This is a genomic window from Kineococcus sp. R86509, assembly GCF_042466365.1.
In the GTDB taxonomy this organism is placed as follows: Bacteria; Actinomycetota; Actinomycetes; order Actinomycetales; family Kineococcaceae; genus Kineococcus.
Genome location: NZ_JAXHCE010000001.1, coordinates 3847712 through 3870311 on the forward strand (window position 1 = coordinate 3847712; position 22600 = coordinate 3870311).

Genomic DNA, 22600 nt, shown 5'->3' on the forward strand with positions numbered 1-22600 from the left:
ATCGGGCGGAGGGTGCGCGTCCGCCGCCCGTCAGGTGGAGGGGTCGACGTCGGTGAACGAGGACGGACGGGCGCTGGCCGCTCTCGAGACCGACACCGCCCGGCTGCGGTCGGCGCGACGGCTGGTGACCACGACGGCGAACCCGGCCCTGGACCGGCTCGCCGAACTCGCGGCGCGCCTGCTGGGCGCCCCGGCCGCCCAGGTGTCGCTCCTCTCCGACGTCCAGACGATCTCCGCCGCAGCGGGTCTCGACGCGCAGGACCGCGGCGTGACGGCGCTGGCGGACTCGTTGTGCTCCGTCACGGCCACGGCGGGGGAGCCGCTCGTCGTGACCGACGCGAGCGCCGACGACCGCGTCGCGCTGCTGCCGTCGGTCACCTCCGGCGCCGTGCGCGCCTACCTCGGGGTCCCGATGCGCGGGCAGGACGGCTTCGTCGTCGGCGCGCTGTGCGTCTTCGGCCCGCAGGCCCGGGACTGGAGCGAGACCGACGTCGCCGTGCTGGGCGACCTGGCCGCCGCCGCGGTCACCGAGCTCGAGCTCACGGCGCTCGCGGTCGACTTCGAGGCCGCCCGGGTGCGCTCGGAGCTCGCCGTCGCCGCCGGCGGGATCGGCACGTTCGACTGGGACCTCGCCACCGGGGAGCTGCGCTGGGACGAGCGGCTGCTCGAGATGTTCGGGTACGCCGCCGACGACTTCGGCCGCGACATCGAGGCGTTCAACGCGCGGCTGCACCCCGACGACCTGCCGCGGGTCGGGGCGGCGCTGCAGCGGGCGATCGAGGAGTGCGGCCCCTTCGAGGCCGAGTACCGGGTCGTGCGCCCCGACGGCACCACCCGCTGGGTGCGGGCCCGGGGGCAGGCGCTGGCCGACGAGGCCGGCCGCAGCGTCCGGCTCCTCGGCGCGGCCTACGACACCACCGCCACCCGCACCGACGACGCGCGGGTCGCGCGCGTGCTGGAGTCGATGGCGTCCGCGTTCTTCTCCCTGGACCGGGACTTCCGGTTCAGCTACGTCAACGCCGAGGCCGAGCGTGTCCTGGGCCGCCCGCGGCAGGAGCTGCTCGGCGGCAGCGTGTGGGAGCTCTTCCCCGACGCGGTGGGGTCGCCGTTCGAGACGCACTACCGCGGGGTCGCGGCGACCGGTGAGCCGGCGACCTTCGAGGCCTACTACCCGCCCCCGCTGGACGCCTGGTTCGAGGTGCGCGCGTGGCCGGACCCGGACGGCGTCTCCGTCTACTTCCTCGACGTCACCGCCGGACGGCGGGCGCGCAGGGAGCTCGAGGCCGCACACGCGGCGGCGGCCGCGGCGGCCGAGCGGCTGCGCCTCATCGTGACCGTCAGCGAGGACCTCACGGCGACCCTCGACGTCCAGGAGGCGGTGGCCCGCCTGGCCCAGCACCTCGTCCCGGCGGTCGCCGACTGGTGCCTGGTGACGCTGGTCGACGAGCAGGGCGGACTGCGCGACGTCGGCTGCCACCACGTGGACCCGGCGCTGCGCGACGTCGTCCTCGCCTACCGCGACACCCGGCTCTCCGCGCTGGCCCAGGACTCCTACCTGTACCGGGTCTGGCGGAGCGCGCGCCCGGCGGGCGTCACCCGGGGCGCGACGGCCGAGATCCTCCGGGTGCTGGCCGCCGACAGTCCGGCCCGGGAACTCATCCGGCGTCTGGCGCCGGAGTCGTTCGAGTGCGTGCCGTTGCGGGCGCGCGGGCGCACCGTCGGGCTGATCACGTTGTTCCACGGCGTCGAGCGCGGCGAGCTCGGCGCGGAGGACCTCCTGCTGGCGACCGAGATCGCCGACCGCGCCGGGTTGGCGCTGGACAACGCCCGGCTCTACGAGGCGCAGCACCGGATGGCGGAAGCGTTGCAGCGCAGCCTCCTGACGTCCCCGGTCGAACCGGACCACGTGCAGATCGTGGTGCGGTACCAGCCTGCCGCGCACGCGGCCGAGGTCGGCGGGGACTGGTACGACGCGTTCCTGACCCCCAACGGCGCCACCGTGCTGGTCATCGGCGACGTGATGGGGCACGACATCACCGCCGCCGCGGGGATGAGCCAGGTCCGTTCGCTGCTGCGGGGCATCGCGTACACGACGGGCGCGAGTCCCGCCGGGGTCCTGTCCGGGCTGGACGCGGCCATGGCGGGCCTCGCGGTGGACACCACCGCCACCGTGGTCGTGGGCCGGCTGGAGCAGACCGAGGACGAGCGGCACCGCGACATCACCCGGTTCCGGTGGGCCAACGCCGGGCACCCGGCGCCCGTGCTGCTCACCCCCGACGGCACGGTGAGCTCCCTGGCCTCCCTCCCGGCCCAACTGCTGCTCGGCATCGACCCCTCGACCTCCCGGGCCGACGCGGCGATCACGGTCGACCGCGGGTCGACGATCCTCATGTTCACCGACGGCCTCGTCGAACGCCGCGACCGTTCTCTCGACGAGGGGTTGCTGCGGTTGCGCGAGGCCGTCGCGGACCTGGCCGCCGCCACGTTGGACGAGCTCGTCGACGGGGTGCTGGAGCGGATGCTGCCGGGCGAGCACGAGGACGACGTCGCCCTCGTCGCCGTCCGGCTGCACCGCCTCGACGGTGCCCGCCCGGCCGAGGCCGGTCCGGAGCGGACCCCTCCGGCCACGCCGCCCGTTCCGCGCTGAGCTCCCGGGCGGGTCGTCGCGCGCGGGACGTGGAACCTCGGCAGGGTGTGCGCGTGAGCAACCACAGCGACCGGCACCACGACGACCACCCGGCCACCGGCGGCAGCGAGAGCCGCGGCGACGACCCGGCGGGGGCCGGCGGCGGCCACGGCGCGGCCGGAGCCGCTCAGGACGGGCGCTCCCGGCAGGACCCCGTCGCGACGCTGCTCATCCTGGGGGCCAGTGGTGACCTCGCCTCCCGGCTGCTGATGCCCGGCCTGGCCCGGCTCCTGGTCTCCGGACGCAACGAGGACCCCGCGCACGGTCACGGCTCCTCGCTCGAACTGGTCGGCGCCGGTGCGGAGGACTGGGACGACGACCGGTGGCGCGAGGTGGTGACGAAGGCCTTCGGTGACGCGCTGGACGCGGGCGAGGAGTCGGCGGACGCCGCCCGGACGGTGCGCGACACCAGCCGCTACGCGCAGGTCGACGTCACCGATCCCGACGCCCTCCTGGCCCTGATGGGCTCCTGCACCGCCCCGGTCGCGGTGTACTTCGCCCTCCCGCCCGCGATCACGGCGAAGGCGTGCGCGGGTCTGGTCGGCCGGGACCTGCCGGCCAGCACCCGGCTGGTCATGGAGAAGCCCTTCGGCTCCGACGAGGCCTCGGCGCACGAGCTCAACCAGGTCGTCGCGCGCCTGGTCCCGGAGGAGCACGTGCACCGGGTCGACCACTTCCTCGGCACCTCCACGGTGCTCGGCACCGTCGGGGTGCGCTTCGCGAACCGCATCTTCGAACCCACCTGGAACGCGGGCCACGTGGAACGCGTCGACGTGTTCTACGACGAGGACCTCGCGCTCGAGGGCCGCGCCGGGTACTACGACCACGCGGGCGCCCTCATCGACATGATCCAGAGCCACCTGCTGCAGGTGCTCGCGATGCTGGCGATGGACGCCCCCTCGGCACTGGACGAGCGGGAGTTCCGCGACCGGAAGGCGCAGTTGCTGCGGGCGACCCGCCTCGCCGGTCCTCCCGCGCAGGCCAGTCGACGGGCCCGGTACACCGCGGGTCGCCTCGGGGACCGCGACCTGCCCGACTACACCGCCGAGCAGGGCGTGGACCCCGCCCGCCAGACCGAGACGTTGGCCGAGGTCGTCCTGCACATCGACACCTGGCGCTGGGCCGGGGTCCCGTTCCGCCTGCGGTCCGGCAAGGCCCTCGGCCGGGCCCGCAAGGAGGCCGTCATCACCTACAAGCCCGTCCCGCACCTCATGGCCGGACTGCTGGGCACATCGGTCCCCACCCGGCTCCGGCTCGGTTTCAAACCCGACACCGTGAGCCTGGACCTGAACGTGAACGCCCCGGGCGACCCGTTCGACCTCGACGAGGCGACGCTGACCGCCCGCCTGGGGGACTCCGACCTCCCCGCCTACGGGGAGGTGCTGGCCGGCGTGCTCGACGGCGACCCGTTGCTCTCGGTGCGCGGGGACACCGCGGAGGACTGCTGGCGCATCCTGGCCCCGGTGATCGCGGCGTGGAAGGCCGACGAGGTGCCGCTGGAGACCTACCCCGCCGGGAGCGACGGCCCCGAGGCGACCGCGGACTTCCCCGCGGTCTGAGGCTCGGACAGCTCAGATGAGGCCGCGGGCCCGCACGGCCTGCACGGCGGCCGCCGTGCTGTCCACGCTCAGGGCGCTGCGGATGGCCACCAGCCGCTCGGCGAGTTCGGAGAGGCTGCACCCGAGGCGCTCGGCGACCTCGGCGGCGCTCGCGCCGTCGAACCGGCCCAGCAGGCGCACCTGGTCCTCGTCGAGATCCCGACGTTCTCCGCTCATCTCCCACCTCACCGGTCGCTGGCCCCCTTCGGGGGGCCAGTCTGGCACCAGTGGTCCCCGGTCAACCAGTGACCTCCAGGCGGTCCCGCAGCGCCGGGGGGAGAGCGGCGCGGGCGGCCACCGGATCGGGGTGGGCCCGCAGCAGGGCCGCCAGCGTCTCCAGGGCCAGGCCGTCGCCGAGCACGACGTAGCCGTGCTCGCGTCCCACCAGGTCGTCGCAGGCGATCCCGTCGGTCGTCATCGTGAGCCACGGGTCCGGGGTGTCGGGCATCCCGTTGCCCCACACGTCGCCCAGGAGACCACGTACGGCCAGGGCGCGATGGCGCAGAGGGTGCTCGTCCGACACCCGAGAGTTGTACCGCGCCCGCGAGGGTCCTGCACAGGGCTCCAGCACCGTGTCCCGTTTCCGGCTGCAGCCCTGCGATCCGTCTCCCACCGTGCCGCCCCGCGAGGGCGCGGCGGTCGACGACGAGGAGGGCTGCGCCGTGGTGCGCGGCGAACACCGGGTGCGACGGCGGACGGACGGCACCGGGGGACCGGGACACGAACTCGTCGGCCGAGCGTTTCCGGTTCGCCCGGGGAGGTGCTCACGAAAGCCTGGACACGGGCGGGAACTCCGGCCGGGGTCCACGTGGACTGGTCCGACAGCCCCGAGACGATCCGCCGGCGACAGGTGCGGGTGGCCACCGGGATGGTGGGGCTCAGCCTCACCGTGACCAGCCAGCAGGCCCTCTCGATCCTGCGGGCGCACGCCTCCGCCACGTCGACGACGCTGGACGACCTCGACGACGACCTCGCCGACGACATCGTCCAGCGACGTTTCGACGTCGAAGAACTCGGCAGCGGCACCGCGTCCTGACGATCAGGACGCGGTCACCGCACGACGCGTCAGTTCCCGCCCGCGACGCGGATCACGGCTCCCGTGCTGTAGCTGGACTCCTGGGAGGCGAGGAACACGTAGGCGGGGGCGAGTTCCGCGGGCTGTCCGGCCCGGCCCAGCGGGGTCTGGGTGCCGAAGTCCTCGACCTGGTCCTCGGGCATGGTCGCGGGGATGAGCGGGGTCCACACCGGGCCGGGGGCGACGGCGTTGACGCGGATGCCCTTCTCCCCGAGTTCCTGGGCGAGGTTCAGGGTGAAGTTCACCAGGGCGGCCTTCGTCATCGCGTAGTCGAGCAGCGCGGGGGAGGGCGTGTCGGCCTGGACGGAGACGGTGTTGACGATGGCGGACCCCGGGGCGAGGTGCGGGACCGCCGCCTTGCACAGCCAGAACGTGGCGAAGACGTTCGTCGTGAACGTGCGCAGCAGTTGTTCCGTGGTGAGGTCCTCGATGCCCTCGACGCTCATCTGGTAGGCGGCGTTGTTGACGAGGAGGTCGAGGCCCCCGAACTCCTGGACGGCGCGGTCGATCACGCTGCGGCAGAACTCCTCCTGGCGCAGGTCGCCGGGAACGCTGATCCCGCGGCGTCCGGCGGCCTCGACGAGGGCCACCGTGGCGTCGGCGTCCTCCTGTTCCTCGGGGAGGTGGACGATGAGGACGTCGGCACCCTCGCGGGCGTAGGCGATGGCGACGGCGCGACCGATGCCGGAGTCCCCGCCGGTGATGACGGCCCGGCGTCCGGTGAGCTTGCCGGTGCCGACGTAGCTGTCCTCGCCGTGGTCCGGGGCGGGCGTCATCCGCGACGTGGCGCCGGGGTGGGTGAGGGTCTGTCCGGGGGTGCTGTCGGGGTGCTGCGTGGTCGGGTCGGTCGGGGTGTGCTGGTCAGGAGCCATGGTGTTCCTCTACCCGCACCGCGGGGTTCGCACACGGGCTGAGCAGCCGTTTCCGGGTGCAGGGTCGCGGGGGCGGGGTCAAGGTGGCCCTGGCCGCGTCCGGCGGCCGCCGGTGGAGCAGCCCGCCGGAGCGTTCCCTGGGGACGTTCTCAGGAACGGGACCACTGCGGAGGAGCAGAGATGGCGACTGGTGTGGCGAGCGTGTGGGTTCCCGTCGACGACATGGACCGGGCGGTGCACTTCTACGGCGAGGTGCTCGGCCTGACGGTGACCTCGACCGGACCGGACTGGAGCGAGATCGACGCCAACGGCGTGATGCTCGGGTTGAACGCCCGGGAGGGCACGTCCGCCACCGCGGACGGCGGGGCGGTCATCACGTTCCAGCCCGACGGAACCCTCGACGAGGAGGTGTCCCGGCTGATGGCCCAGGGCGTCCGCTTCACCGGGGGGATCAGCGAGCACGACTGGGGTCGCATCGCGCCGTTCAAGGACACCGAGGGCAACGACCTGCAGTTCTACGCCCCGCCCGCCTGAGGGTTCCGTTTCGAGTGGCGGGGCCCCCGGTGCGGGCGCACAGTTCGACCTGAGTTCCACCCGACGACCAGAGGAGTGACCATGCCCGACTTCGGCGACATCACCGAGAAGGCCAGCGACGCCGCGATCGACAAGGCGGGGGACGCGGCCGACGAGAAGACCGGCGGCAAGCACGCCGAGCGGGTCGACAAGGCCCAGGAAGCCGCCGACGGCAAGATCGGCGAGTGAGAACTCCGCTCAGCTGACCGCGAGAGCCCCGGCCGTCCGGCCGGGGCTCTCGTGCGTGGCGTCAGCGGCGGGCCACGGCCACCAGGTACCGGGTCGTGCGGTCGCGGTGGTTGGTGAACGTGCAGTCGGCGGCCGGCCCCAGTTCGAGGCAGTCGCCGGCGCCGAGTTCGTGGCGCCGCCCGTCCTCCACGAGTTCCAGGTCACCGGCCAGGACCCAGACCTGCTGGTGGATGTCGCGGTAGGCGTCGGCGGGGTAGGTGATCGAGGCGCCCGGGGGGAGTTCGATCTCGGTCAGCTGCAACGGTCCGCCCGCCAGCGGGGACCGGGAGACCCGGCGGTAGCCCGACGCGGGATCGGTCCAGACGGGCGCCTGGCCGGCGCGCAGCAACCGGCCGCTGTCCTCGCGCGGACGTTCGACGCGCGCGAACAACTCCGACAGGGTCAGCCCGAGCGGGGGGCAGAGGCGTCCCAGCAGTGCCGCCGACGGTTGTGACTCGGCCCGTTCGAGCTTCACGATCGAGGCGCGGGAGACGCCGGAGGCCTCGGCCAGCGCGGCGGTGCTCAACCCGTGGCTCAGCCGGGACGAACGGAGCACCTCGGCGAGTCGTGGGGTGAGTTCGTCGTCGGCCACGATGGGCAGCATAGCGACAGGCATGCGTACTGTGGTGCTCATGTCGACCCCCGAAACCCTGCCCGACCGGGCGCCCGTCCCGGTCCGCACGCCGCCGCCCGGTGCCCACGCCCTCGTCGTCGGTGCGACCGGGATCACCGGGGGCGCCCTGGCGGAACGCCTGATCGCCTCCGGCTGGCGCACCTCGGGCCTGTCGCGCCGCCCGCCCACCGTCGACGGGGTCGAGCACGTCGCCGCGGACCTGTTCTCCCGCGGCGACCTGGAGGAGAAGCTCGCCGGGCTGGCCCCGACCCACGTGTTCATCACGGCGTGGGCGCGCCAGGACACCGAGGCCGAGAACGTCCGGGTCAACGGAGCCATGGTCCGCGACCTGCTCGCGGTGCTCGGCCCGCAGGGTTCGGTGCGCCACGTCGCCCTCGTGACCGGGCTCAAGCACTACCTCGGCCCGTTCGAGGCCTACGGGCAGGGCGACCTGCCCGACACCCCCTTCCTCGAGGACGCCGAACGCCTGCCGGTGGAGAACTTCTACTACGCGCAGGAGGACGAACTCTTCGCCGCCGCAGCGGCTCACGGTTTCGGCTGGTCCGTCCACCGCGCGCACACCGTCGTGGGGTTCGCCGTCGGCAACGCCATGAACCTGGTGCCCACCCTCGGGGCCTACGGCGCGATCGTGCGGGCGAGCGGGCGGAAGTTCACGTTCCCCGGCTCGCTCACCCAGTGGAACGGCGTCGTGGACATCACCGACGCCGACCAGCTGGCCGACCACCAGCTCTGGGCCGCCACCACCCCCGAGGTGGCGGACACCGCGTTCAACGTCGTCAACGGCGACGTCATCCGGTGGCGTCGCCTCTGGCCCCGGCTCGCCGCCCACCTGGGGGTCGAACCGGCCGGGCCGGAGGAGACGCCGCTGCCGTTGGAGCAGCAGATGGCTGACGCGGAACCGGTGTGGGACAGGCTCGTCGCCGAGCACGGCCTGGTCGAACCCGACCTGTCCAAGGTGGCGTCCTGGTGGCACAGCGACAGCGACCTCGGCCGTGACGTCGAGGTGCTGGCCGACATGACCCGCAGCCGGGTCGCCGGGTTCACCGGCTACGTCAGCACCGAGCGGGCGCTGCTGCGCCTGGTCGACCGCTACCGCACGGCGGGCGTCCTGCCGCCGGCCTGAGCCGTCAGGGTTCGAGGTTCTCCAGGTCCGCGAGCAGGCTCGGGTGCACCGGTTCCCAGCCGAGCCCCGCGCGGGTGGCGGCACTCGAGGCGGGCTGGTCCATCGCGAAGATCGGGCCGAACGGACCGAACGTCTCCTCCGGCACCGCGGCGACGGGCAGGCCCAGCCGGCGACCGATCACCGCCGCGATGTCGCGCACCGCGTCACCCTCGTCGGCGACGGCGTGCCAGGCGGTTCCGCCGGGCGCGTCCTCCAGGGCCAGGCGGAACAGCGACGCGGCGTCGCCCGCGTGGACGGCCGGCCAGCGCTGGGTCCCGTCGCCGGGGTAGCCGGCCACCCCGGTGCGGCGGGCCGCGTCGGTGAGCATCCCGGCGAAGCCGCCCCGGCCCTGGTCGTGGACCGTGCGCGGCATCCGCACGGCGCTGGCCCGCACGCCGCGCTCGGCGAGGCGCAGGATCGCCGTGACGGTCGCGCCGCGACCGCCGACCGGGCCGTCGGTGGGCAGCGGGTCGGCCTCCGTGGACGCCCGTCCCGGGATCCACGGGGTTCCCGAGACCGTGACGAGGGGACGGTCGCTCCCGACGAGCGCCTCGCCGAGCGTGGTCAGCGCGGCGGTCTCCTCGGCGACCCCGGCGATCACGGAGTCGGCGGTGGAGTAGTCGCGGCTGAAGGCGAGCTGGATCACCCCGTCGCTCGCCGCCGCCCCGGCGCGCAGGACGTCGAGGTCGCTCAGCGAGCCGCGCAGGGGTTCGGCGCCCGCGGCCGTGAGGGCGCGGGCGGAGTCCTCGGAACGGGCGAGGGCGAGGACGGTGTGACCGTGGGCCAGCAGTTCGGCCGTGACGGCCGATCCGATCGTTCCGGTTCCGCCGGTGAGGAAGACGCGCACGGGAGGGCCTCTCGAGTGATGGGACTCTTGTCTCATCACCGTACAGCCTGATGGGACAAAAGTCCCGTCACCTATGATGTCGTCATGGCTCGATGGGAACCCGGCGCTCGCGAACGCCTCGTCGTCGCGGCCGTGGACCTGTTCGTCGAGCAGGGCTACGACGCCACGACGGTCGCGCAGATCGCCGACCGGGCCGGGGTCACCAAGAGCACCTTCTTCCGCCACTTCCCGGACAAGCGGGAACTGCTCGTCGCGGGGCAGGAGACGCTGAGCGGCCTGCTGGCCGACGGGATCACCACGGCACCCCCCGAGGCCGCTCCACTGGCGGCCGTCGCCGCGGGTCTCGAACGCGCCTGCGCCGAGATGGGCCCCGCGAACCGGGAACTCGGACCCCGGCTCAAGGCCGCCGTGGCGGCCAGCGCGGAACTGCGGGAGCGGGACGCGCTCAAGAGCGTGGGGATGGCCGCGGCGATGACGGAGGCCCTCGTCGGGCGGGGAGTCCCCTCGACCGCCGCCCACCTGGCCGCCGAGATGGGCGTCATGGCCTTCAAGCTCGGGTACGCCCGGTGGGCCGACGCCGCGCCGGACGAGGCCGGGGGGTTGTGGCCGCACGCGTCCGCCGCCCTGGAGGAACTGCGCGCCGCCGGCGCCGCACTCGGTTGAGGTGCCCACCGGGGTGAGAGCCCCGTCGAGGAGGAGGAACGAGATGATCGTCCGGGTCGGGGACGACGGGTCCGTCACGGTCGAGCACGTCGAGGTGCTCGACCGGTTCCACGTCGAGGCGTCGGGGCTGACGGTGGCGGCGGTCGTCGCGGCCCTGGAGTCGGCCGGAGCCGGCACCGGGCACTCGGCGGAGCACGTCGCCGTGGAACCCGGGTTCCTGCGCCTCGCCGCGGGGACGTCGGCCTCCGAGCACTGGCAGCGGGGTTTCGACGGGATGCTCGGCCACGCCCGGTCCAAGGGGTGGGTGGACGAGGCGGGCCGCCTGCTCGCCCACGTCGAGCACCTCGGCTGACCCCGGGAGGTCGTCCGCTCAGCCCGCGGTGGCGGTCGGACGACGTCCCCGGCGCAGCACCAGGACGGTCACCAGGCTGAGCGCCGTGAGCACCGCGCAGACGGCGTAGATCCCGCCGTACCCGCGCGAGGTGCCCGCACCGAAGGCGATGAGCGGGCCGGAGATCACGGCGCCGACCCGGCGGGTGTTCACGTAGAGGCCCGAGGCCAGCCCCGGGCGCGGGATCACCTGCTGGAAGAGGGTGAGTCCGACCCCGGCGACGACGGCGAAGAAGCAGGCGTTGAGGGCCTGGGCGCACAGGAGCGTGACGGGACCCCCGACGAACGTCATCGCCGCGTAGTACGCGATCCCGGCCAGGCAGCCCGCGACCAGCAACGCGAAGTTCGTGAAGCGCTTCGTCAACCGCGCGACCAGCAGCAGCGCCGGGATCTCCAGACCCGCGGCCAGCCCGAGGGCGGCGCCGGCCCACGCCACCGGCAGACCGAGGTCCCGGGTGGTGAACAGGCTCATGACCGAGACGGCGGCGCTGTTCGTCGCCTGCAGCAGGACGAAGGCCACGACGATGCCGGCCACGGCCGCGCGCGTCGTCGGCTCGTGGTCGTCGGCGGCGCCGGACCTCGTCCCGGGGGTGCGCGAGCGGTCGGCCCGCAGCATCAGCGTCGCCGTCCCGACGGTCAGCGCGGCGACGACGGCCAGCGGGACCAGCACGGCCCGGTCGCCGAACGCGCCGATGACCAGGGTGGCGACCGGGGGACCCGCCACCCAGGCGAACGACGCGATGGCGCGGGTGCCGATGACGTCGGAGGAGCTCGCCCCGGAGTGGCGCAGGTGGGCGAAGAGCAGGGAGTTGCCGACCCCGGCGGGGCCGCCGAGCACGACGAGCGCGACGACGGCGAGGGGGAGGCTGCGGCTGAGTCCGAGCACCACCGCCAGCGCGACGGTCATCACCCCGCAGCCGAGCATCGGCCGCAGGTAGTCACCCCGGCGGTCGGCGTAGGCGGGCACCAGCAGGGAGGCCGCGAAACCGCCGACGTTGTAGAGGGCCAGCACCAACCCCACCTGCCGGGCGTCGGCGTCGTAGAGCGCGACGAGCAGCAGGGCCAGGGCGGGGTTGAGGAAGGCGAACTGCAGACCCCAGAACAGGGCCGCGGAGGGGACGAGCAGGCGGTTCACCGGGTGAGCCTCCTCGCCCGCGCCCGGAGTGCCCTCACCGCCCCCCTCGGCGCAGCGGCGGTGCGTCGAGCGCGCAGCTCATCTCGTGCGGGGCGGGTGCCTCGCTCTGGTCGGTGTCGGTGCCGGCGCCGGTGCGCAGCGTCAGTGCGGCCAGCACTCCCCCTGCGGCGCAGACGATCGCGGCGATCACGACGGCCGCGTGGAAACCTCCGAGCAGGGCCACCGGGCGCAGGTAGTCGTCGCCGCTGATGCCGGCGGCGGCGGGGAGCACCGCCACGGCGACGAGGCCCGCGGTCCGGGCGACGACGGTGTTGGTGGCGGAGGCGATCCCCGCCTGCGCGTCCGGCGCGGCGTCCAGCGCGGTCGAGGTCAACGGGGCGACGGTGACGGCCAGCCCGAGCCCGAAGACCAGGACCGCGGGCAGCACCTGCGTCGGGTAGGACCCCGAGGCGTCGAGGCGGGTGAGCAGCAGCAACCCGGCCCCGGCGATCAGCGGCCCCGCGCTCAACTGCAGCCGGGGCCCGCGACGCGCGGCGAGCGCCCCCGACCGCGACGACAGCAGCAGCATGACGACGGTCACCGGCAACAGGGACGTCCCGGCGGCCAGCGGGCTGTAGCCGACGGCGGTCTGCAGCACGACGGGCAGCAGGAAGAACGTCCCGCCCAGCGCGGCGTAGACGACGAACGTCACCGCGTTCACCGCGGAGAACTGCCGTCGGCGGAACAACCCCAGCGGCAGCAACGGGTTCCGCGCCCGGGCCTCGCGGAGCAGGAACGCCCCGAACAGCAGCACCGCGGCCAGCAGGCTCCCCAGGACGGCGGCGGAGGACCACCCCCGGCCGGGACCCTCGACGAGTCCGTAGGTGAGGGCGGCCAGGGTGGCGGTGATCGTCAGCGCGCCGAGCACGTCGAGGCGTCCGTCGACGTGCGGCGCCCGGGACTCCGGCACGTGGCGGGAGGACACCAGCACGACGACGACCGCGACGGGGAGGTTGATGAGGAACAGCCAGCGCCAGGACCCCACCCCGAGGATCCAGCCGCCCAGGAAGGGGCCGACGGCGACGGCGACACCCCCCAGACCCGACCACGCCCCGACGGCCCGGGAGCGGTCCTCCGCGCGGAACGCCGCGTGCAGGACGGCCAGGCTCCCCGGGGTCAGCAACGCGGCCCCCACGCCCTGCAACGCCCGGGCGGCGACGAGGACCGGGGCGTCCGGGGCCAGCCCACACAAGAGCGAGGCCAGCGCGAACCACACGACCCCGACCTGGAACACCCGTCGTCGCCCGAAGCGGTCACCGAGGCCACCGCCGAGCAGCAGCAGACCGGCCAGGGTGAGGGTGTAGCCGTTGACGACCCCCTGCAGCGCGGCGAGGTCGACGTGCAGTTCCCGCCCGATGGTGGGCAGGGCGACCCCGACGACGCTGGCGTCCAGCGAGGCCAGTCCCGACCCGAGGATCGTGGTGAGCAGGATCCAGCGCCCGGGACCGCTCGCGTACGCGACGCCGGCCCCGGCCGGCGAGGACTCGGTCACGACCCACCTCCTCCGGCCCCGTCCAGGGCGTCGTCCAGGGAAACGTCCAGGGAAACGTCGTCAGCATGTCAGGACGAGCCCGGCGGCGGACGCTCGTCGGCAGCGTTGTCGGACCCCGCCCCGGTTACGTTGACCGGGTGAGCGAGGACACGCCCGGACGGGCGCTGCGGGCCGTGCTGGACGCCGCCGAGGACGCGGCACCGGTGGACGCCGTCGAGGCCGTCACCGAACGGCTGGGTGCGGTCCTCGGCGCCACCGACGTCTCGTTCCTCATGAGCGACCTCACCGGGCGGGCCCTCGTCCGCCTGGGGGACCCGTCCCGGGCGGGGTCCTCGCCCCTGCCGCTGCAGGCCCACGCCCCGGCGAGCGAGGCGATCCGGACCCAGACGGTCCGGGTGCTGCCGCTGGAGGGGGACCGGGACCGCTGGCAGGTCCACGCCCCCGTGACCGAACGGGGCGAGGTCGTCGGACTGCTCCAGCTCACCCTGCCCGGGGAGCCCGACGCCGCGACGGTGGCGGAGGTCCGGGCCACGGCGCACGCCCTCGCCTTCGTCGTCATCGCGAACCGGCGCCACACCGACCTCTTCGAGTGGAGCCAGCGCAGCACGCCGTTCACCCTCTCCGCCGAGATCCAGCGCCGGCTGCTGCCCGCGGCCTCCACGTGCGAGGCGTCCTCGTTCAGCCTGGCCGGCTGGCTCGAACCGGCCGCCAGCGTCGGCGGGGACACGTTCGACTACAGCGTGGCGCGCGACGTGCTCCACCTCAGCCTCACCGACGCGATGGGCCACGGCGTGGGCGCGGCGCTGACGGCCACCCTGTGCGTCAACGCGTTGCGCCTGGCGCGGCGCGGTGGGGCGGGTCTGGTCGAGATGGCGCAGGCGGCCGACGCGGCGCTCCTCGAGCACGACGGTCCCGGACCACAGCCCTCCGAGGGTTTCGTGACGGGGATCCTCGGACGTCTCGACCTGCGGACGGGCGTCCTCAGCCTGGTCAACGCCGGCCACGTCCAGCCCCTGCTCGTGCGGGCCGGGAAGGTGGTCGAACTGGGCCTCGCGGCGGACCTCCCCTTCGGCCTCCTCCCGGGCAGCGGCTACCGCGCGAGCGAGGTGACGCTGCGGCCCGGGGACCGGATCGTGCTGCTGACCGACGGCATGCTCGAGCGCAACGCGGAACACCTGGACCTGGACGCCCAGGTGGCGGCCGCCGCGCCCCTGCACGTCCGCGAGGCCGTCCGCGCGCTGGCGGACGCCGTCCTGCGCCAGACCGGCGGAACGCTGGAGGACGACGCGACGATCCTCGTCGTCGACTGGTTCGGGGACCACGCCAGCCCCCGGTCCACCTCGGCCGGGGCCGACACCGCGCGCGCCAGCCACACCCTCGAGGGAGGTCCTCAAGGACGCGCCCCGCGCTGACGAAGCACCCTCGTGCACCTCTTGCCGCAGAACCGTCCCTCGTGAGCGCCGTCCTCGCCCTCCTCGCCAGCGTGCTGTGGGGCACGTCGGACTTCCTGGGGGGCAGCGTCAGCCGACGGCTGCGGGCCGTCCAGGTCCTCGCCGTCTCCCAGGTCCTCTCGGCGCTCGTGCTGCTGGTCGTCCTCGCTGCGAGCGGTCACCTCGCCCACGTCCCGGACGGGAACTGGATCGGCTGGTCGGTCCTGGCCGGCGTGACGTGGGCCGCGGCGATGGGCGCGCTCTACACGGCGCTCGCCATCGGGACCATGGGCGTCGTCGCCCCCATCGCCTCCTGCGGCATGCTCGTCCCCTTCGTCATCTCGGTGGCCGGCGGTGAACGACCCGCGACGCTGCAGGTGCTGGGAGCGGCGCTCGCGATCCTCGGCGTCGTCGCCACCGCCGGACCGGACGTCACGGCCGCGAAGAAGGGGCAGGGCCGGGCGATCACCCTCGCCCTGCTCGCCGCGGTGCTCTTCGGCGTCGAGATCTACGCCCTGGCCCGGGGGAGCGAGGTCTCCGTGCCGGGTTCCCTGCTCGGCATGCGGCTCTCCTCGGTCGTCGTGGTCCTCGGGGTGGCGCTGGCGAAGCGACGGCAGTCGCCACCGGTCGTCCGGGGCGACCTGCCTCCGCTGCTGGGCCTCGGGGTCCTCGACCTCGCCGCGACGGCCGCCTACGCGGTGGCCTCCAGCAGCGGACTGGTCAGCGTCGTCGCCGTCCTGGCCTCGCTCTACCCGGCCGTGACCCTGCTGCTGGCGCGCCGGTTCCACGGCGAGCGACTGAGCGGCGTCCAGTCCGGTGGGGTCGTGGTGGTCCTCGTGGGTGCCGCCTTCTGCGCCCTGGGCTGACACCTGTGCAGCGAGGCACCCGTTCGGCGGGTCGAGGTGGGGGCCCGGGGCACCGACAACTCCTGTGACCCCAGGAGGACTTCGTGTTCGTTCGACGCGGGCAGACCCGGCCCACGCTGACGCGTTGGTCGCTGCCGTTGCACGCCGTGCTGCTCAGCCCACCCCTCGCCTTCGCCCTCTCGACGATCCCGGGGGTCCGACCCCACGAGGGGTACTCGTTCCTGCTCGACGGGCTGCTGAACAACCTCGCCTACGAGTCGGCCGCGGCGCTCTGCCTCCTCCGCACCCTGCAGATCCAGGGCTCCCGGCGGGGCGGGTACCTGCTGAGCGCGGCCCTGGCGGTCTACGGTTCCGGCAACGTGTACTGGACGATCTTCGTCCGTCCCCTCGCCGACCAGCCCTACCCCTCCGGGGCCGACGTGGGGTTCCTCCTGTTCTACCCCTCGATCTTCGTCCTGCTCATCCTGCTCGCCCAGCGCCGCGACGCGCGGCACGCGCGCAGCCTGTGGCTGGACGGGGTCGTCGGCGGCCTCGCGGTCGGCGCCGTCGCCGCGGCCGCGGTGATCGGTCCCATCGTCTCCGCCTCCGGCTCGTGGGCGGCGGTCGCGACGACGTCGGCCTACCCCGCGCTCGACCTGGTCCTGCTCCTCGTCCTCGCCGCGGTCCTCTCCCTCCACGGCTGGCGCCCGCCGAAGGGGTTGTGGCTGCTGGCGGCGGGACTCGTCGTGTTCGTCGTCGCCGACCTCGCCTACCTGTTCTCCACCGCCCAGGGCACCTACACCCCCGGCGGTCCCACCGACGGGGTCTGGGTCCTCGGCGTCGTCCTCATGGGTTTCACCCCCGGCTGGCCCTCCGCGCCCAGCGGTCCGCGACTGCCCGGGTGGGCGCTGCTCTCGATCCCGGTCCTCTCCACCCTCGTCGCCCTCGCCGTGTTCGTCGTCGACCACCTGCACCCCCTGCACCCGGTCGCGGTCGCCCTCGCCGCCGCCGTCGTCCTCAGCGCGCTGGGCCGGCTGCTCTTCACCTTCCGCGAGGTCACCCGCCTCGCCGAGCACCGCGAACTCGCGCTGACGGACGAACTCACCGGCCTCGGCAACCGCCGGGCCCTGTACCGGCGCACGCCGGAACTCCTGGCCGCGGCCGGACCCGACACGCCCGTGGCCCTGCTGCTGCTCGACCTCGACGGTTTCAAGGAGGTCAACGACAGCCTGGGTCACCAGGCCGGCGACTCCCTGCTGCGCGACGTCGCCCGGCGCCTGCGCGAGGTCGCCGACGCCCCGGACACCGTCGTGACCCGCCTGGGCGGTGACGAGTTCGCCATCGCACGGATCGGGGCCGGGCTCGCGCCCGCCCAGGAACTGGCCGACGCCATCCACACGTCGCTGATGCAGGCGTACACCCTCGAAGGGGTGCAGGTCCGGGCCCGCACGAGCATCGGGATCTCCGTCCTGCCGGTGGGTTCCGCGGAACTCCCCACCCTGCTGCGCCAGGCCGACGTCGCGATGTACCACGCGAAGACCCGCCACCTCGGCACGTTCGCCTACACCGCCGACGTCGACGAGTTCGCGTCGGGGGAGCGGTTGGAGACCGCGGAACTCCTCCGCGCCGACATCGCCGCTCGCCGCCTCCTCCTGCACTACCAGCCGAAGGTCGACGTCGCGACGGGCGCCGTGGACAGCGTCGAGGCGCTCGTCCGCTGGCAGCACCCGCGGCGCGGCCTGCTGATGCCGGACGCGTTCCTCCCGGTCGTGGAGACCGCGGGGCTGATGGAGGACCTGACCCGCGCCGTGCTCGAGCAGGCCCTCGACCAGGCCGCCGTGTGGTGGCGGGCCGGGAAACCCCTCGCGATCGCGGTGAACCTCTCCGCGTCGTCGTTGGGGGACCAGGACCTGCCCGACCGGGTCTCGAAACTGCTGACCGAACGACAGCTGCCGGCGAGACTGCTGGAGATCGAGATCACCGAGGACTTCCTCATGGTGGACCGGGAACGGGCCCAGGGGATCCTCGAAGGGTTGCGCGCCAGAGGCATCCGGGTCGCCGTCGACGACTACGGCACCGGGTACTCCTCGCTGGCCTACCTGCGGGAACTGCCCATCGACGACCTCAAGCTCGACAAGTCCTTCCTCACCGACCTCGTGGGGGACACCCGGGCGCTGGCGATCGTCCAGTCGACGATCATGCTCGCGCACTCCCTCGGCCTGCGGCTGGTGGCCGAGGGCGTCGAGGACGAGGCGACGAGCCGGGAACTCGCCGCCGCCGGGTGCGACGTCCTGCAGGGCTGGCTCTACGCCAAGGCCCTCCCCGCGCACGAACTCGAACGGTGGCTGACCGAGCACGACCCGGCCACCGTTCCCAGCCACCCGCTCACCACGCCCGTCCTGACCGCTTCTCCTGGAGGTTCCTCGTGACCACGTCGTCGGTGCGCCGGCTCGCACCCGACCACACCGTGCTGGAAGGCCGCGCCGAGGTGGCCGCGCACCTGGCGCGTTCCCACGACCTGCACGGCCGTCCGGGAACTCCCGCCACGGCCACCACGGCCTGGTTGCGCAGGGTCCTCGACGTCGCGCCGCCCGCCTCGGTCTGGGCCGTGCACGTCCGGCAGGGGCAGGACGAGGCGGCCGTCGTCGTCGTCGACCGCGTGCACGACAGCGGCCGGGTCAGCGAACTCCTCGCGGGGGGCGGCGGGTACGCCGCCTCCTTCCCGGCCACGTCCCCGGAGGTCGCCGACCGGCTCGGGGTGGTCCTGGCGGAGCACGCGCGACTGCGGGGGAGCGAACTGCACCTGGCCGAACTGCCCGACGACCCGCGCGTGCACGCCCTGGCCGCCGGGGCCGGGGCCCGGCTGCTCGACCTGGCCCCGGTGCCCTTCGTGCTGCGCCCGCAGGACGGCGCCCCGCTGGTGAGCGGGGGGATGCGGAAGAACCTGCGCAAGACCCACAACCGGATCGTCCACGACGGGGTGCACCTCGAGTTCGAGTTCAGCGACGACGCGGCGACGTTCGAGGCGACGCTGCCCGACCTCGAGGCGGCCTACCGGGACCGCGACGCGGCGCACGGCCTCGTGTGCGCGCTGGACACCCCGTCCGGACGCGACACCTGGCGGCACCGGCTGGCCGCGCTGGGCGACCTCGGCCGGCGTGAACTCGCGGTCCTGCGCCTCGACGGCGACCTCGCGGCCTACGTCGTGGGCGTCCGGGACGGGGCGCGCTACGGCGTGTTCGAGGGGCGGTTCGTGACCCGCTGGGCGCGCTACTCGCCGGGTCGGTTGCTGGAGCACGAGGTCCTGGTCCGGGCGTTCGCCGAGCACGGGGCCGAGCTGCTGGACTGGATGACCGGGGTCGCCCCGGAGACGCTGCTGGCCGTCACCGGTTCCGAGCGGCGGTTGGTGCTCCGCGGCTGGTGACCGTCACCCCGGGGTTGCGGGGGCCACCCGGCGGCGGAGACTGACGGACATGGAAACCCTCGAGGTCGCCGGGCTCGGCCCGGTCTCGCGCGTCGGGCTGGGCACGTGGCAGTTCGGCTCGCGGGAGTGGGGCTACGGCGCGCAGTACGCCGACGGTCCCGCGGGTGAGATCGTGCGCCGGGCCCTGGAACTCGGGGTGACCCTCTTCGACACGGCCGAGGTCTACGCCTTCGGGCGCAGCGAACGGATCCTGGGTGACGCGCTCGGGGGAAGCCGTCGCGACGTCGTCGTCGCGAGCAAGGTCTTCCCGGTCCTGCCGCTGCCCGCCGTCGTCCACCAGCGGGCGGTGGCGAGCGCGCGCCGTCTCGGTCTCGACCGGATCCCGCTCTACCAGGTGCACCAGGCGAACCCGGTCTTCCCGGACACCGTCGTCATGCCCGGCCTGCAGCGTCTGCTGGCCGAAGGACGCATCGGCGCCGTGGGGGTCTCGAACTACTCCCTCGCGCGCTGGCGGCAGGCGGACCGGGCGCTCGGCGTCCCGGTGGTCAGCAACCAGGTGCAGTTCTCCCTGGCCCACCCCGGGCCGCTGGAGGACCTGGTGCCCTTCGCCGCGGCGAACGACCGGATCGTCATCGCCTACAGCCCGCTGGCGCAGGGTCTGCTGGGTGGGAGGTACTCCGAGGCGAACCGCCCTGGTGGGGTCCGGGCGGCGAACCCGTTGTTCGCGGTCGACAACCTGCGGCGCGCCCAGCCGCTGCTCGACACCCTGCGCGAGGTCGCGGCCGGGCACGGGGTCCGCCCGGCCCAGGCGGCGCTGGCCTGGCTGGTGGCCCAGCCCCGGGTGGTCGTGATCCCGGGGGCCTCCAGCGTCGAGCAGCTGGAGTTCAACGTCGAGGCCGCGCAGGTCCGGCTGGAACCCGCGGCGCTGGCGGCCCTGACCGAGGCGGCGCGCTCGTTCAACCCGGCCTCGCCGGTGCGTCTGCTGCGCGACGCGGGGATCGCCCGGCTGGCGGGCGCGGCCGCGCGCGGAACGCGCTGACGGCGCCGCACGCCCCGTCGTGCAGCGGGTGACCGGACCGGACTCCCGGGCCGCGGGCGGGCTCGCCCTCGCCGGGCTCTCCGCGGTCGGCTTCTCGCTCTCCGGCCCGTGGGCGCGGCCTCCTCGACAGCGGCTGGAGCCCCGGCGCCGCAACGTCCTCGCCTCGGGTCCCGCCTCGCCTCGTTCGTCGCCCTGCTCGAGGTGGTCTCGGCCGTCGTGCTGGCCTGGATCCTCCTCGACGAACTGCCCCGGGGGATCCAGCTCGCCGGCGGGGCGCTGGTCCGCACCGGCGTCGTCGTGGTCCGCGCGGGGGAGCGAGCGGCCCCGCCGGCCCCGCCGGCGACCGCCTGAGGGTCAGGCGACCGCGGGAACCACCGCGCTGCCGAGCAGTTCGATGCTGCGCATCAGGCTCGCGTGCGAGGTCTGCGGGTTGGTCATCTGCAGCGAGATGCGTTCCACCCCGCCGAGCGACGCCGCGATCCGGGTGAGCTTCCCGGCCACCGTGTCGGGGTCGCCGATGACGAAGGCCCCCTCGGGTCCGGCCTGCTGCTCGAACTGGGCCCGGTTCGGCGGGGCGAAACCCCGTTCCCGCCCGATGCGGCCCATCATCTCGAACCAGCCGGGGAAGAACGCGTCCCGGGCCGCCGCGGAGGTGTGGTCGACGAACCCCGGCAGGTGCAGGGCCACCCGCAGGGTCTCGGGGGCGTGCCCGGCCTCGGCACCGGCGCGGCGGTAGAGGTCGACGAGCGGGCGGAACCGGGCCGGTTCACCGCCGATGATGGCGACCACCAGGGGCAGCCCGAGGAGCCCCGCGCGGACGAAGGACTCCGGGGTCCCCCCGACCCCCACCCACACGGGCAGCGGGTGCTGCACCGGACGCGGGTAGACGCCCTGGTCGAGCAGTTCCGGGCGGTGGCGGCCGGACCAGGTCACCTTCTCGGAGGCGCGCAGCCGCAGCAGCAGGTCGAGCTTCTCCTCGAACAGGGAGGCGTAGTCGCGCAGGTCGAGACCGAACAACGGGTAGGCCTCGGTGAACGAACCCCGGCCGACGACGAGGTCGGTGCGGCCGTGGGCGATGAGGTCGAGGGTGGAGAACTCCTGGAACACCCGGACCGGGTCCGCGGCGCTGAGGACCAGGACGGCGCTGGCGAGGCGGATGCGGGTGGTGCGCGCGGCGGCCGCGGCCAGCACCACGACGGGGGCCGAGTCGTAGAACTCGGGTCGGTGGTGCTCGCCGATCCCGAAGGCGTGGACCCCGGACTGGTCGGCGAGGACGATCTCGTCGAGGAGGTCCTGCATCCGCTCCTCCGGCCCGACCACCTGACCGGTCGCCGGGTCGGTGATGGCCGAGACGAAGTTGTCGACTCCGACGTGCATGGGCAGTTCTCCTCGGGGTGGGCCGGCCCTCACCGTACGACGCCCCTCCGGACCGTCAGGCGGGGTGTGCGTCGAGCCAGTCCGGCCGGGGCGCCGACCCGGTGCGGAACCGGGCCGCCTCCTCCGAGGGGCTGAACCGGCCGAGGGTCAGGTGCAGCGCCCGCAGCTCCCACCGGGCGCGGAGGAGACGGGCCCGGGCCGCGGGCGAGCGGTCACCCCGGCCGGGGACCCCGGCGAAGCGCGCCACCGACGGGGAGACCACCAGCTGCGCCGCCCGCCCCAGCTCGGCGTAGAAACCTCGTTCGACGCGGTTCAGACCGCTCGGGTCGGCGATGAAACCCAGTAGTTCCGCCGGCACCGGTTCCAGGTGCGGTTCCAGCTCCCGCAGGGCCTCCGCCAGCCCGGCCCGCGAGGACGGGAGGTCCTGCGCCCCGAGCGCCCGGGCACTGCGCGCCCAGTCCGCGACGTAGTCGTCGCCCCAGGCCCGGCCGAACCGCGGTGCGAGGTCCTGCCCGACGGCGGTCTGCGCGGCGAGGAAGGCGTCGGTGAAGGCCAGGTGGACCCAGCGCAGCAGTTCCGGGTCGGACGCCGAGTAGGCCCGGCCCGCCGCCGTCGTGCCGCGCACCCGTTCGTGCATCGCCCGCACCCGCGCGGCCTCGCGCTCGGCGAGCTCCGCCGAGCCGAACGTCGTCAGCACCAGCCAGCGGGCCGTCCCGGCGAGCCGGGCCCACGGGTCGCTGCGGTAGGAGGAGTGACGCTGCACCCCCGCCGAGGCCAGCGGGTGCGCGCCCTGCCCGAGCAGGGCCGCGATCCCGCCGACGAGGGTCGAGAGGTCGCCGTGGACCCGCCAGACCACGCCCTCGGGGTCGAACCACCCGGGCCCGGTCCCGACGAGGGCGATGTCGCGCACCCAGTCCGGTGCCCCGGTGGGATCGCCGGAGACGCGGCTGCGGAAGGCCTGACGAACGCGCCGGGCGAGGTCGGAGGTGGGGCGCGAGGGGTCTCGCAGGGCGGGCACCCCGACAGCCTCACCCCGCGACGGGGGTCGCGCACCCCGCGACCGACACGGCGAAACGTCGACGGACCGTCGA

The 22600-nt window shown here is 74.4% G+C and carries 23 protein-coding genes; 14 read left to right on the forward strand and 9 right to left on the reverse strand.

Translation table 11 applies throughout. The features are described from left to right. The first annotated feature begins 52 nt into the window (after positions 1 to 52). Together SJY07_RS18795 and SJY07_RS18800 are read left to right on the forward strand one after the other, a co-directional pair. Entirely contained in the window at positions 53 to 2647 is a 2595-nt protein-coding gene (locus SJY07_RS18795) for a SpoIIE family protein phosphatase (RefSeq protein ID WP_380161164.1), read from the forward strand. A gap of 53 nt (positions 2648 to 2700) precedes the next feature. Then, positions 2701 to 4245: a glucose-6-phosphate dehydrogenase gene (locus SJY07_RS18800; protein WP_380161165.1), complete on the forward strand. Its 1545-nt coding sequence runs from the start codon at positions 2701 to 2703 to the stop codon at positions 4243 to 4245. A gap of 12 nt (positions 4246 to 4257) precedes the next feature. Here SJY07_RS18800 and SJY07_RS18805 read toward each other — a convergent pair whose 3' ends face one another. Together SJY07_RS18805 and SJY07_RS18810 are read right to left on the reverse strand one after the other, a co-directional pair. Continuing rightward, positions 4258 to 4461, reverse strand: coding sequence for a hypothetical protein (locus SJY07_RS18805; protein WP_328292694.1), 204 nt, complete (start codon positions 4459 to 4461; stop codon positions 4258 to 4260). 61 nt (positions 4462 to 4522) lie between these two features. Continuing rightward, positions 4523 to 4807 (reverse strand): hypothetical protein, encoded by a 285-nt coding sequence (locus tag SJY07_RS18810; RefSeq protein ID WP_380161166.1) that lies wholly within the window; start codon positions 4805 to 4807, stop codon positions 4523 to 4525. 285 nt (positions 4808 to 5092) lie between these two features. Here SJY07_RS18810 and SJY07_RS18815 point away from each other — a divergent pair, with 285 nt between their 5' ends. Further along, positions 5093 to 5320, forward strand: coding sequence for a hypothetical protein (locus tag SJY07_RS18815; protein WP_380161167.1), 228 nt, complete (start codon positions 5093 to 5095; stop codon positions 5318 to 5320). Between the two features lie 29 nt (positions 5321 to 5349). Here the strand turns inward: SJY07_RS18815 and SJY07_RS18820 are convergent, their stop codons facing one another. Beyond that, positions 5350 to 6231 (reverse strand): SDR family oxidoreductase, encoded by an 882-nt coding sequence (locus SJY07_RS18820; protein WP_328292691.1) that lies wholly within the window; start codon positions 6229 to 6231, stop codon positions 5350 to 5352. A 180-nt stretch (positions 6232 to 6411) separates the two neighbouring features. On the opposite strand from SJY07_RS18820, the gene SJY07_RS18825 reads away from it, so the two are divergent. Beyond that, entirely contained in the window at positions 6412 to 6765 is a 354-nt protein-coding gene (locus SJY07_RS18825; RefSeq protein ID WP_328292690.1) for a VOC family protein, read from the forward strand. A gap of 81 nt (positions 6766 to 6846) precedes the next feature. After that, the gene (locus SJY07_RS18830) at positions 6847 to 6993 is read left to right on the forward strand and encodes an antitoxin (protein ID WP_380161168.1); all 147 of its coding nucleotides are present in this window, start codon (positions 6847 to 6849) and stop codon (positions 6991 to 6993) included. Positions 6994 to 7054: 61 nt separating this feature from the next. On the opposite strand, the gene SJY07_RS18835 is transcribed toward SJY07_RS18830, so the two are convergent. Further along, complete coding sequence (locus tag SJY07_RS18835) at positions 7055 to 7648, reverse strand: helix-turn-helix domain-containing protein (RefSeq protein WP_380161169.1); 594 nt, start codon at positions 7646 to 7648, stop codon at positions 7055 to 7057. Positions 7649 to 7664: 16 nt separating this feature from the next. Here SJY07_RS18835 and SJY07_RS18840 point away from each other — a divergent pair, with 16 nt between their 5' ends. Further along, complete coding sequence (locus tag SJY07_RS18840) at positions 7665 to 8789, forward strand: SDR family oxidoreductase (RefSeq protein WP_380161170.1); 1125 nt, start codon at positions 7665 to 7667, stop codon at positions 8787 to 8789. Positions 8790 to 8793: 4 nt separating this feature from the next. Here SJY07_RS18840 and SJY07_RS18845 read toward each other — a convergent pair whose 3' ends face one another. Beyond that, positions 8794 to 9675: an SDR family oxidoreductase gene (locus SJY07_RS18845; protein ID WP_380161171.1), complete on the reverse strand. Its 882-nt coding sequence runs from the start codon at positions 9673 to 9675 to the stop codon at positions 8794 to 8796. Between the two features lie 84 nt (positions 9676 to 9759). Here SJY07_RS18845 and SJY07_RS18850 point away from each other — a divergent pair, with 84 nt between their 5' ends. Continuing rightward, a complete protein-coding gene (locus tag SJY07_RS18850; RefSeq protein ID WP_380161172.1) occupies positions 9760 to 10338 on the forward strand; it encodes a TetR/AcrR family transcriptional regulator in 579 nt (192 codons plus the stop codon). A 43-nt stretch (positions 10339 to 10381) separates the two neighbouring features. Next, entirely contained in the window at positions 10382 to 10690 is a 309-nt protein-coding gene (locus tag SJY07_RS18855; protein ID WP_380161173.1) for a hypothetical protein, read from the forward strand. Positions 10691 to 10708: 18 nt separating this feature from the next. Here SJY07_RS18855 and SJY07_RS18860 read toward each other — a convergent pair whose 3' ends face one another. Both SJY07_RS18860 and SJY07_RS18865 read right to left on the reverse strand, forming a co-directional pair. Continuing rightward, complete coding sequence (locus SJY07_RS18860) at positions 10709 to 11863, reverse strand: MFS transporter (protein ID WP_328292683.1); 1155 nt, start codon at positions 11861 to 11863, stop codon at positions 10709 to 10711. Between the two features lie 34 nt (positions 11864 to 11897). Then, a complete protein-coding gene (locus SJY07_RS18865) occupies positions 11898 to 13394 on the reverse strand; it encodes a DHA2 family efflux MFS transporter permease subunit (protein ID WP_380161174.1) in 1497 nt (498 codons plus the stop codon). Between the two features lie 137 nt (positions 13395 to 13531). Here SJY07_RS18865 and SJY07_RS18870 point away from each other — a divergent pair, with 137 nt between their 5' ends. The 6 genes from SJY07_RS18870 (at position 13532) to SJY07_RS18895 (ending at position 20483) form a co-directional block, all read left to right on the forward strand. Further along, on the forward strand, positions 13532 to 14806 hold the full coding sequence (locus tag SJY07_RS18870; RefSeq protein ID WP_328292681.1) for a PP2C family protein-serine/threonine phosphatase: 1275 nt from the start codon (positions 13532 to 13534) through the stop codon (positions 14804 to 14806). A gap of 41 nt (positions 14807 to 14847) precedes the next feature. After that, a complete protein-coding gene (locus tag SJY07_RS18875) occupies positions 14848 to 15690 on the forward strand; it encodes an EamA family transporter (RefSeq protein ID WP_380161175.1) in 843 nt (280 codons plus the stop codon). Positions 15691 to 15773: 83 nt separating this feature from the next. Continuing rightward, complete coding sequence (locus SJY07_RS18880) at positions 15774 to 18098, forward strand: EAL domain-containing protein (RefSeq protein ID WP_328292679.1); 2325 nt, start codon at positions 15774 to 15776, stop codon at positions 18096 to 18098. Beyond that, the gene (locus SJY07_RS18885; protein WP_380161176.1) at positions 18095 to 19093 is read left to right on the forward strand and encodes a GNAT family N-acetyltransferase; all 999 of its coding nucleotides are present in this window, start codon (positions 18095 to 18097) and stop codon (positions 19091 to 19093) included. Before SJY07_RS18880 ends, SJY07_RS18885 begins: the two co-directional genes overlap by 4 nt. A 49-nt stretch (positions 19094 to 19142) precedes the next feature. Beyond that, the gene (locus SJY07_RS18890) at positions 19143 to 20132 is read left to right on the forward strand and encodes an aldo/keto reductase (RefSeq protein WP_380161177.1); all 990 of its coding nucleotides are present in this window, start codon (positions 19143 to 19145) and stop codon (positions 20130 to 20132) included. A gap of 108 nt (positions 20133 to 20240) precedes the next feature. Continuing rightward, positions 20241 to 20483 (forward strand): hypothetical protein, encoded by a 243-nt coding sequence (locus SJY07_RS18895; RefSeq protein ID WP_328292676.1) that lies wholly within the window; start codon positions 20241 to 20243, stop codon positions 20481 to 20483. Between the two features lie 3 nt (positions 20484 to 20486). On the opposite strand, the gene SJY07_RS18900 is transcribed toward SJY07_RS18895, so the two are convergent. Both SJY07_RS18900 and SJY07_RS18905 read right to left on the reverse strand, forming a co-directional pair. Then, positions 20487 to 21509 carry an Atu2307/SP_0267 family LLM class monooxygenase gene (locus SJY07_RS18900; protein ID WP_328292675.1) on the reverse strand — a complete coding sequence of 341 codons (1023 nt, stop codon included), beginning with the start codon at positions 21507 to 21509 and terminating at the stop codon, positions 20487 to 20489. A 55-nt stretch (positions 21510 to 21564) separates the two neighbouring features. Continuing rightward, positions 21565 to 22527: an oxygenase MpaB family protein gene (locus tag SJY07_RS18905; RefSeq protein WP_380161178.1), complete on the reverse strand. Its 963-nt coding sequence runs from the start codon at positions 22525 to 22527 to the stop codon at positions 21565 to 21567. Between the last annotated feature and the right edge of the window lie 73 nt (positions 22528 to 22600).

Excerpts from the sequence above, each read along its gene's own strand:
- SJY07_RS18805 (WP_328292694.1), bottom strand. The coding sequence starts at position 4,461 with ATGAGCGGAGAACGTCGGGATCTCGACGAGGACCAGGTGCGCCTGCTG.
- SJY07_RS18820 (WP_328292691.1), bottom strand. The coding sequence starts at position 6,231 with ATGGCTCCTGACCAGCACACCCCGACCGACCCGACCACGCAGCACCCC.
- SJY07_RS18825 (WP_328292690.1), top strand. The coding sequence starts at position 6,412 with ATGGCGACTGGTGTGGCGAGCGTGTGGGTTCCCGTCGACGACATGGAC.
- SJY07_RS18830 (WP_380161168.1), top strand. The coding sequence starts at position 6,847 with ATGCCCGACTTCGGCGACATCACCGAGAAGGCCAGCGACGCCGCGATC.
- SJY07_RS18835 (WP_380161169.1), bottom strand. The coding sequence starts at position 7,648 with ATGCCTGTCGCTATGCTGCCCATCGTGGCCGACGACGAACTCACCCCA.
- SJY07_RS18840 (WP_380161170.1), top strand. The coding sequence starts at position 7,665 with ATGTCGACCCCCGAAACCCTGCCCGACCGGGCGCCCGTCCCGGTCCGC.
- SJY07_RS18850 (WP_380161172.1), top strand. The coding sequence starts at position 9,760 with ATGGCTCGATGGGAACCCGGCGCTCGCGAACGCCTCGTCGTCGCGGCC.
- SJY07_RS18855 (WP_380161173.1), top strand. The coding sequence starts at position 10,382 with ATGATCGTCCGGGTCGGGGACGACGGGTCCGTCACGGTCGAGCACGTC.
- SJY07_RS18890 (WP_380161177.1), top strand. The coding sequence starts at position 19,143 with ATGGAAACCCTCGAGGTCGCCGGGCTCGGCCCGGTCTCGCGCGTCGGG.
- SJY07_RS18900 (WP_328292675.1), bottom strand. The coding sequence starts at position 21,509 with ATGCACGTCGGAGTCGACAACTTCGTCTCGGCCATCACCGACCCGGCG.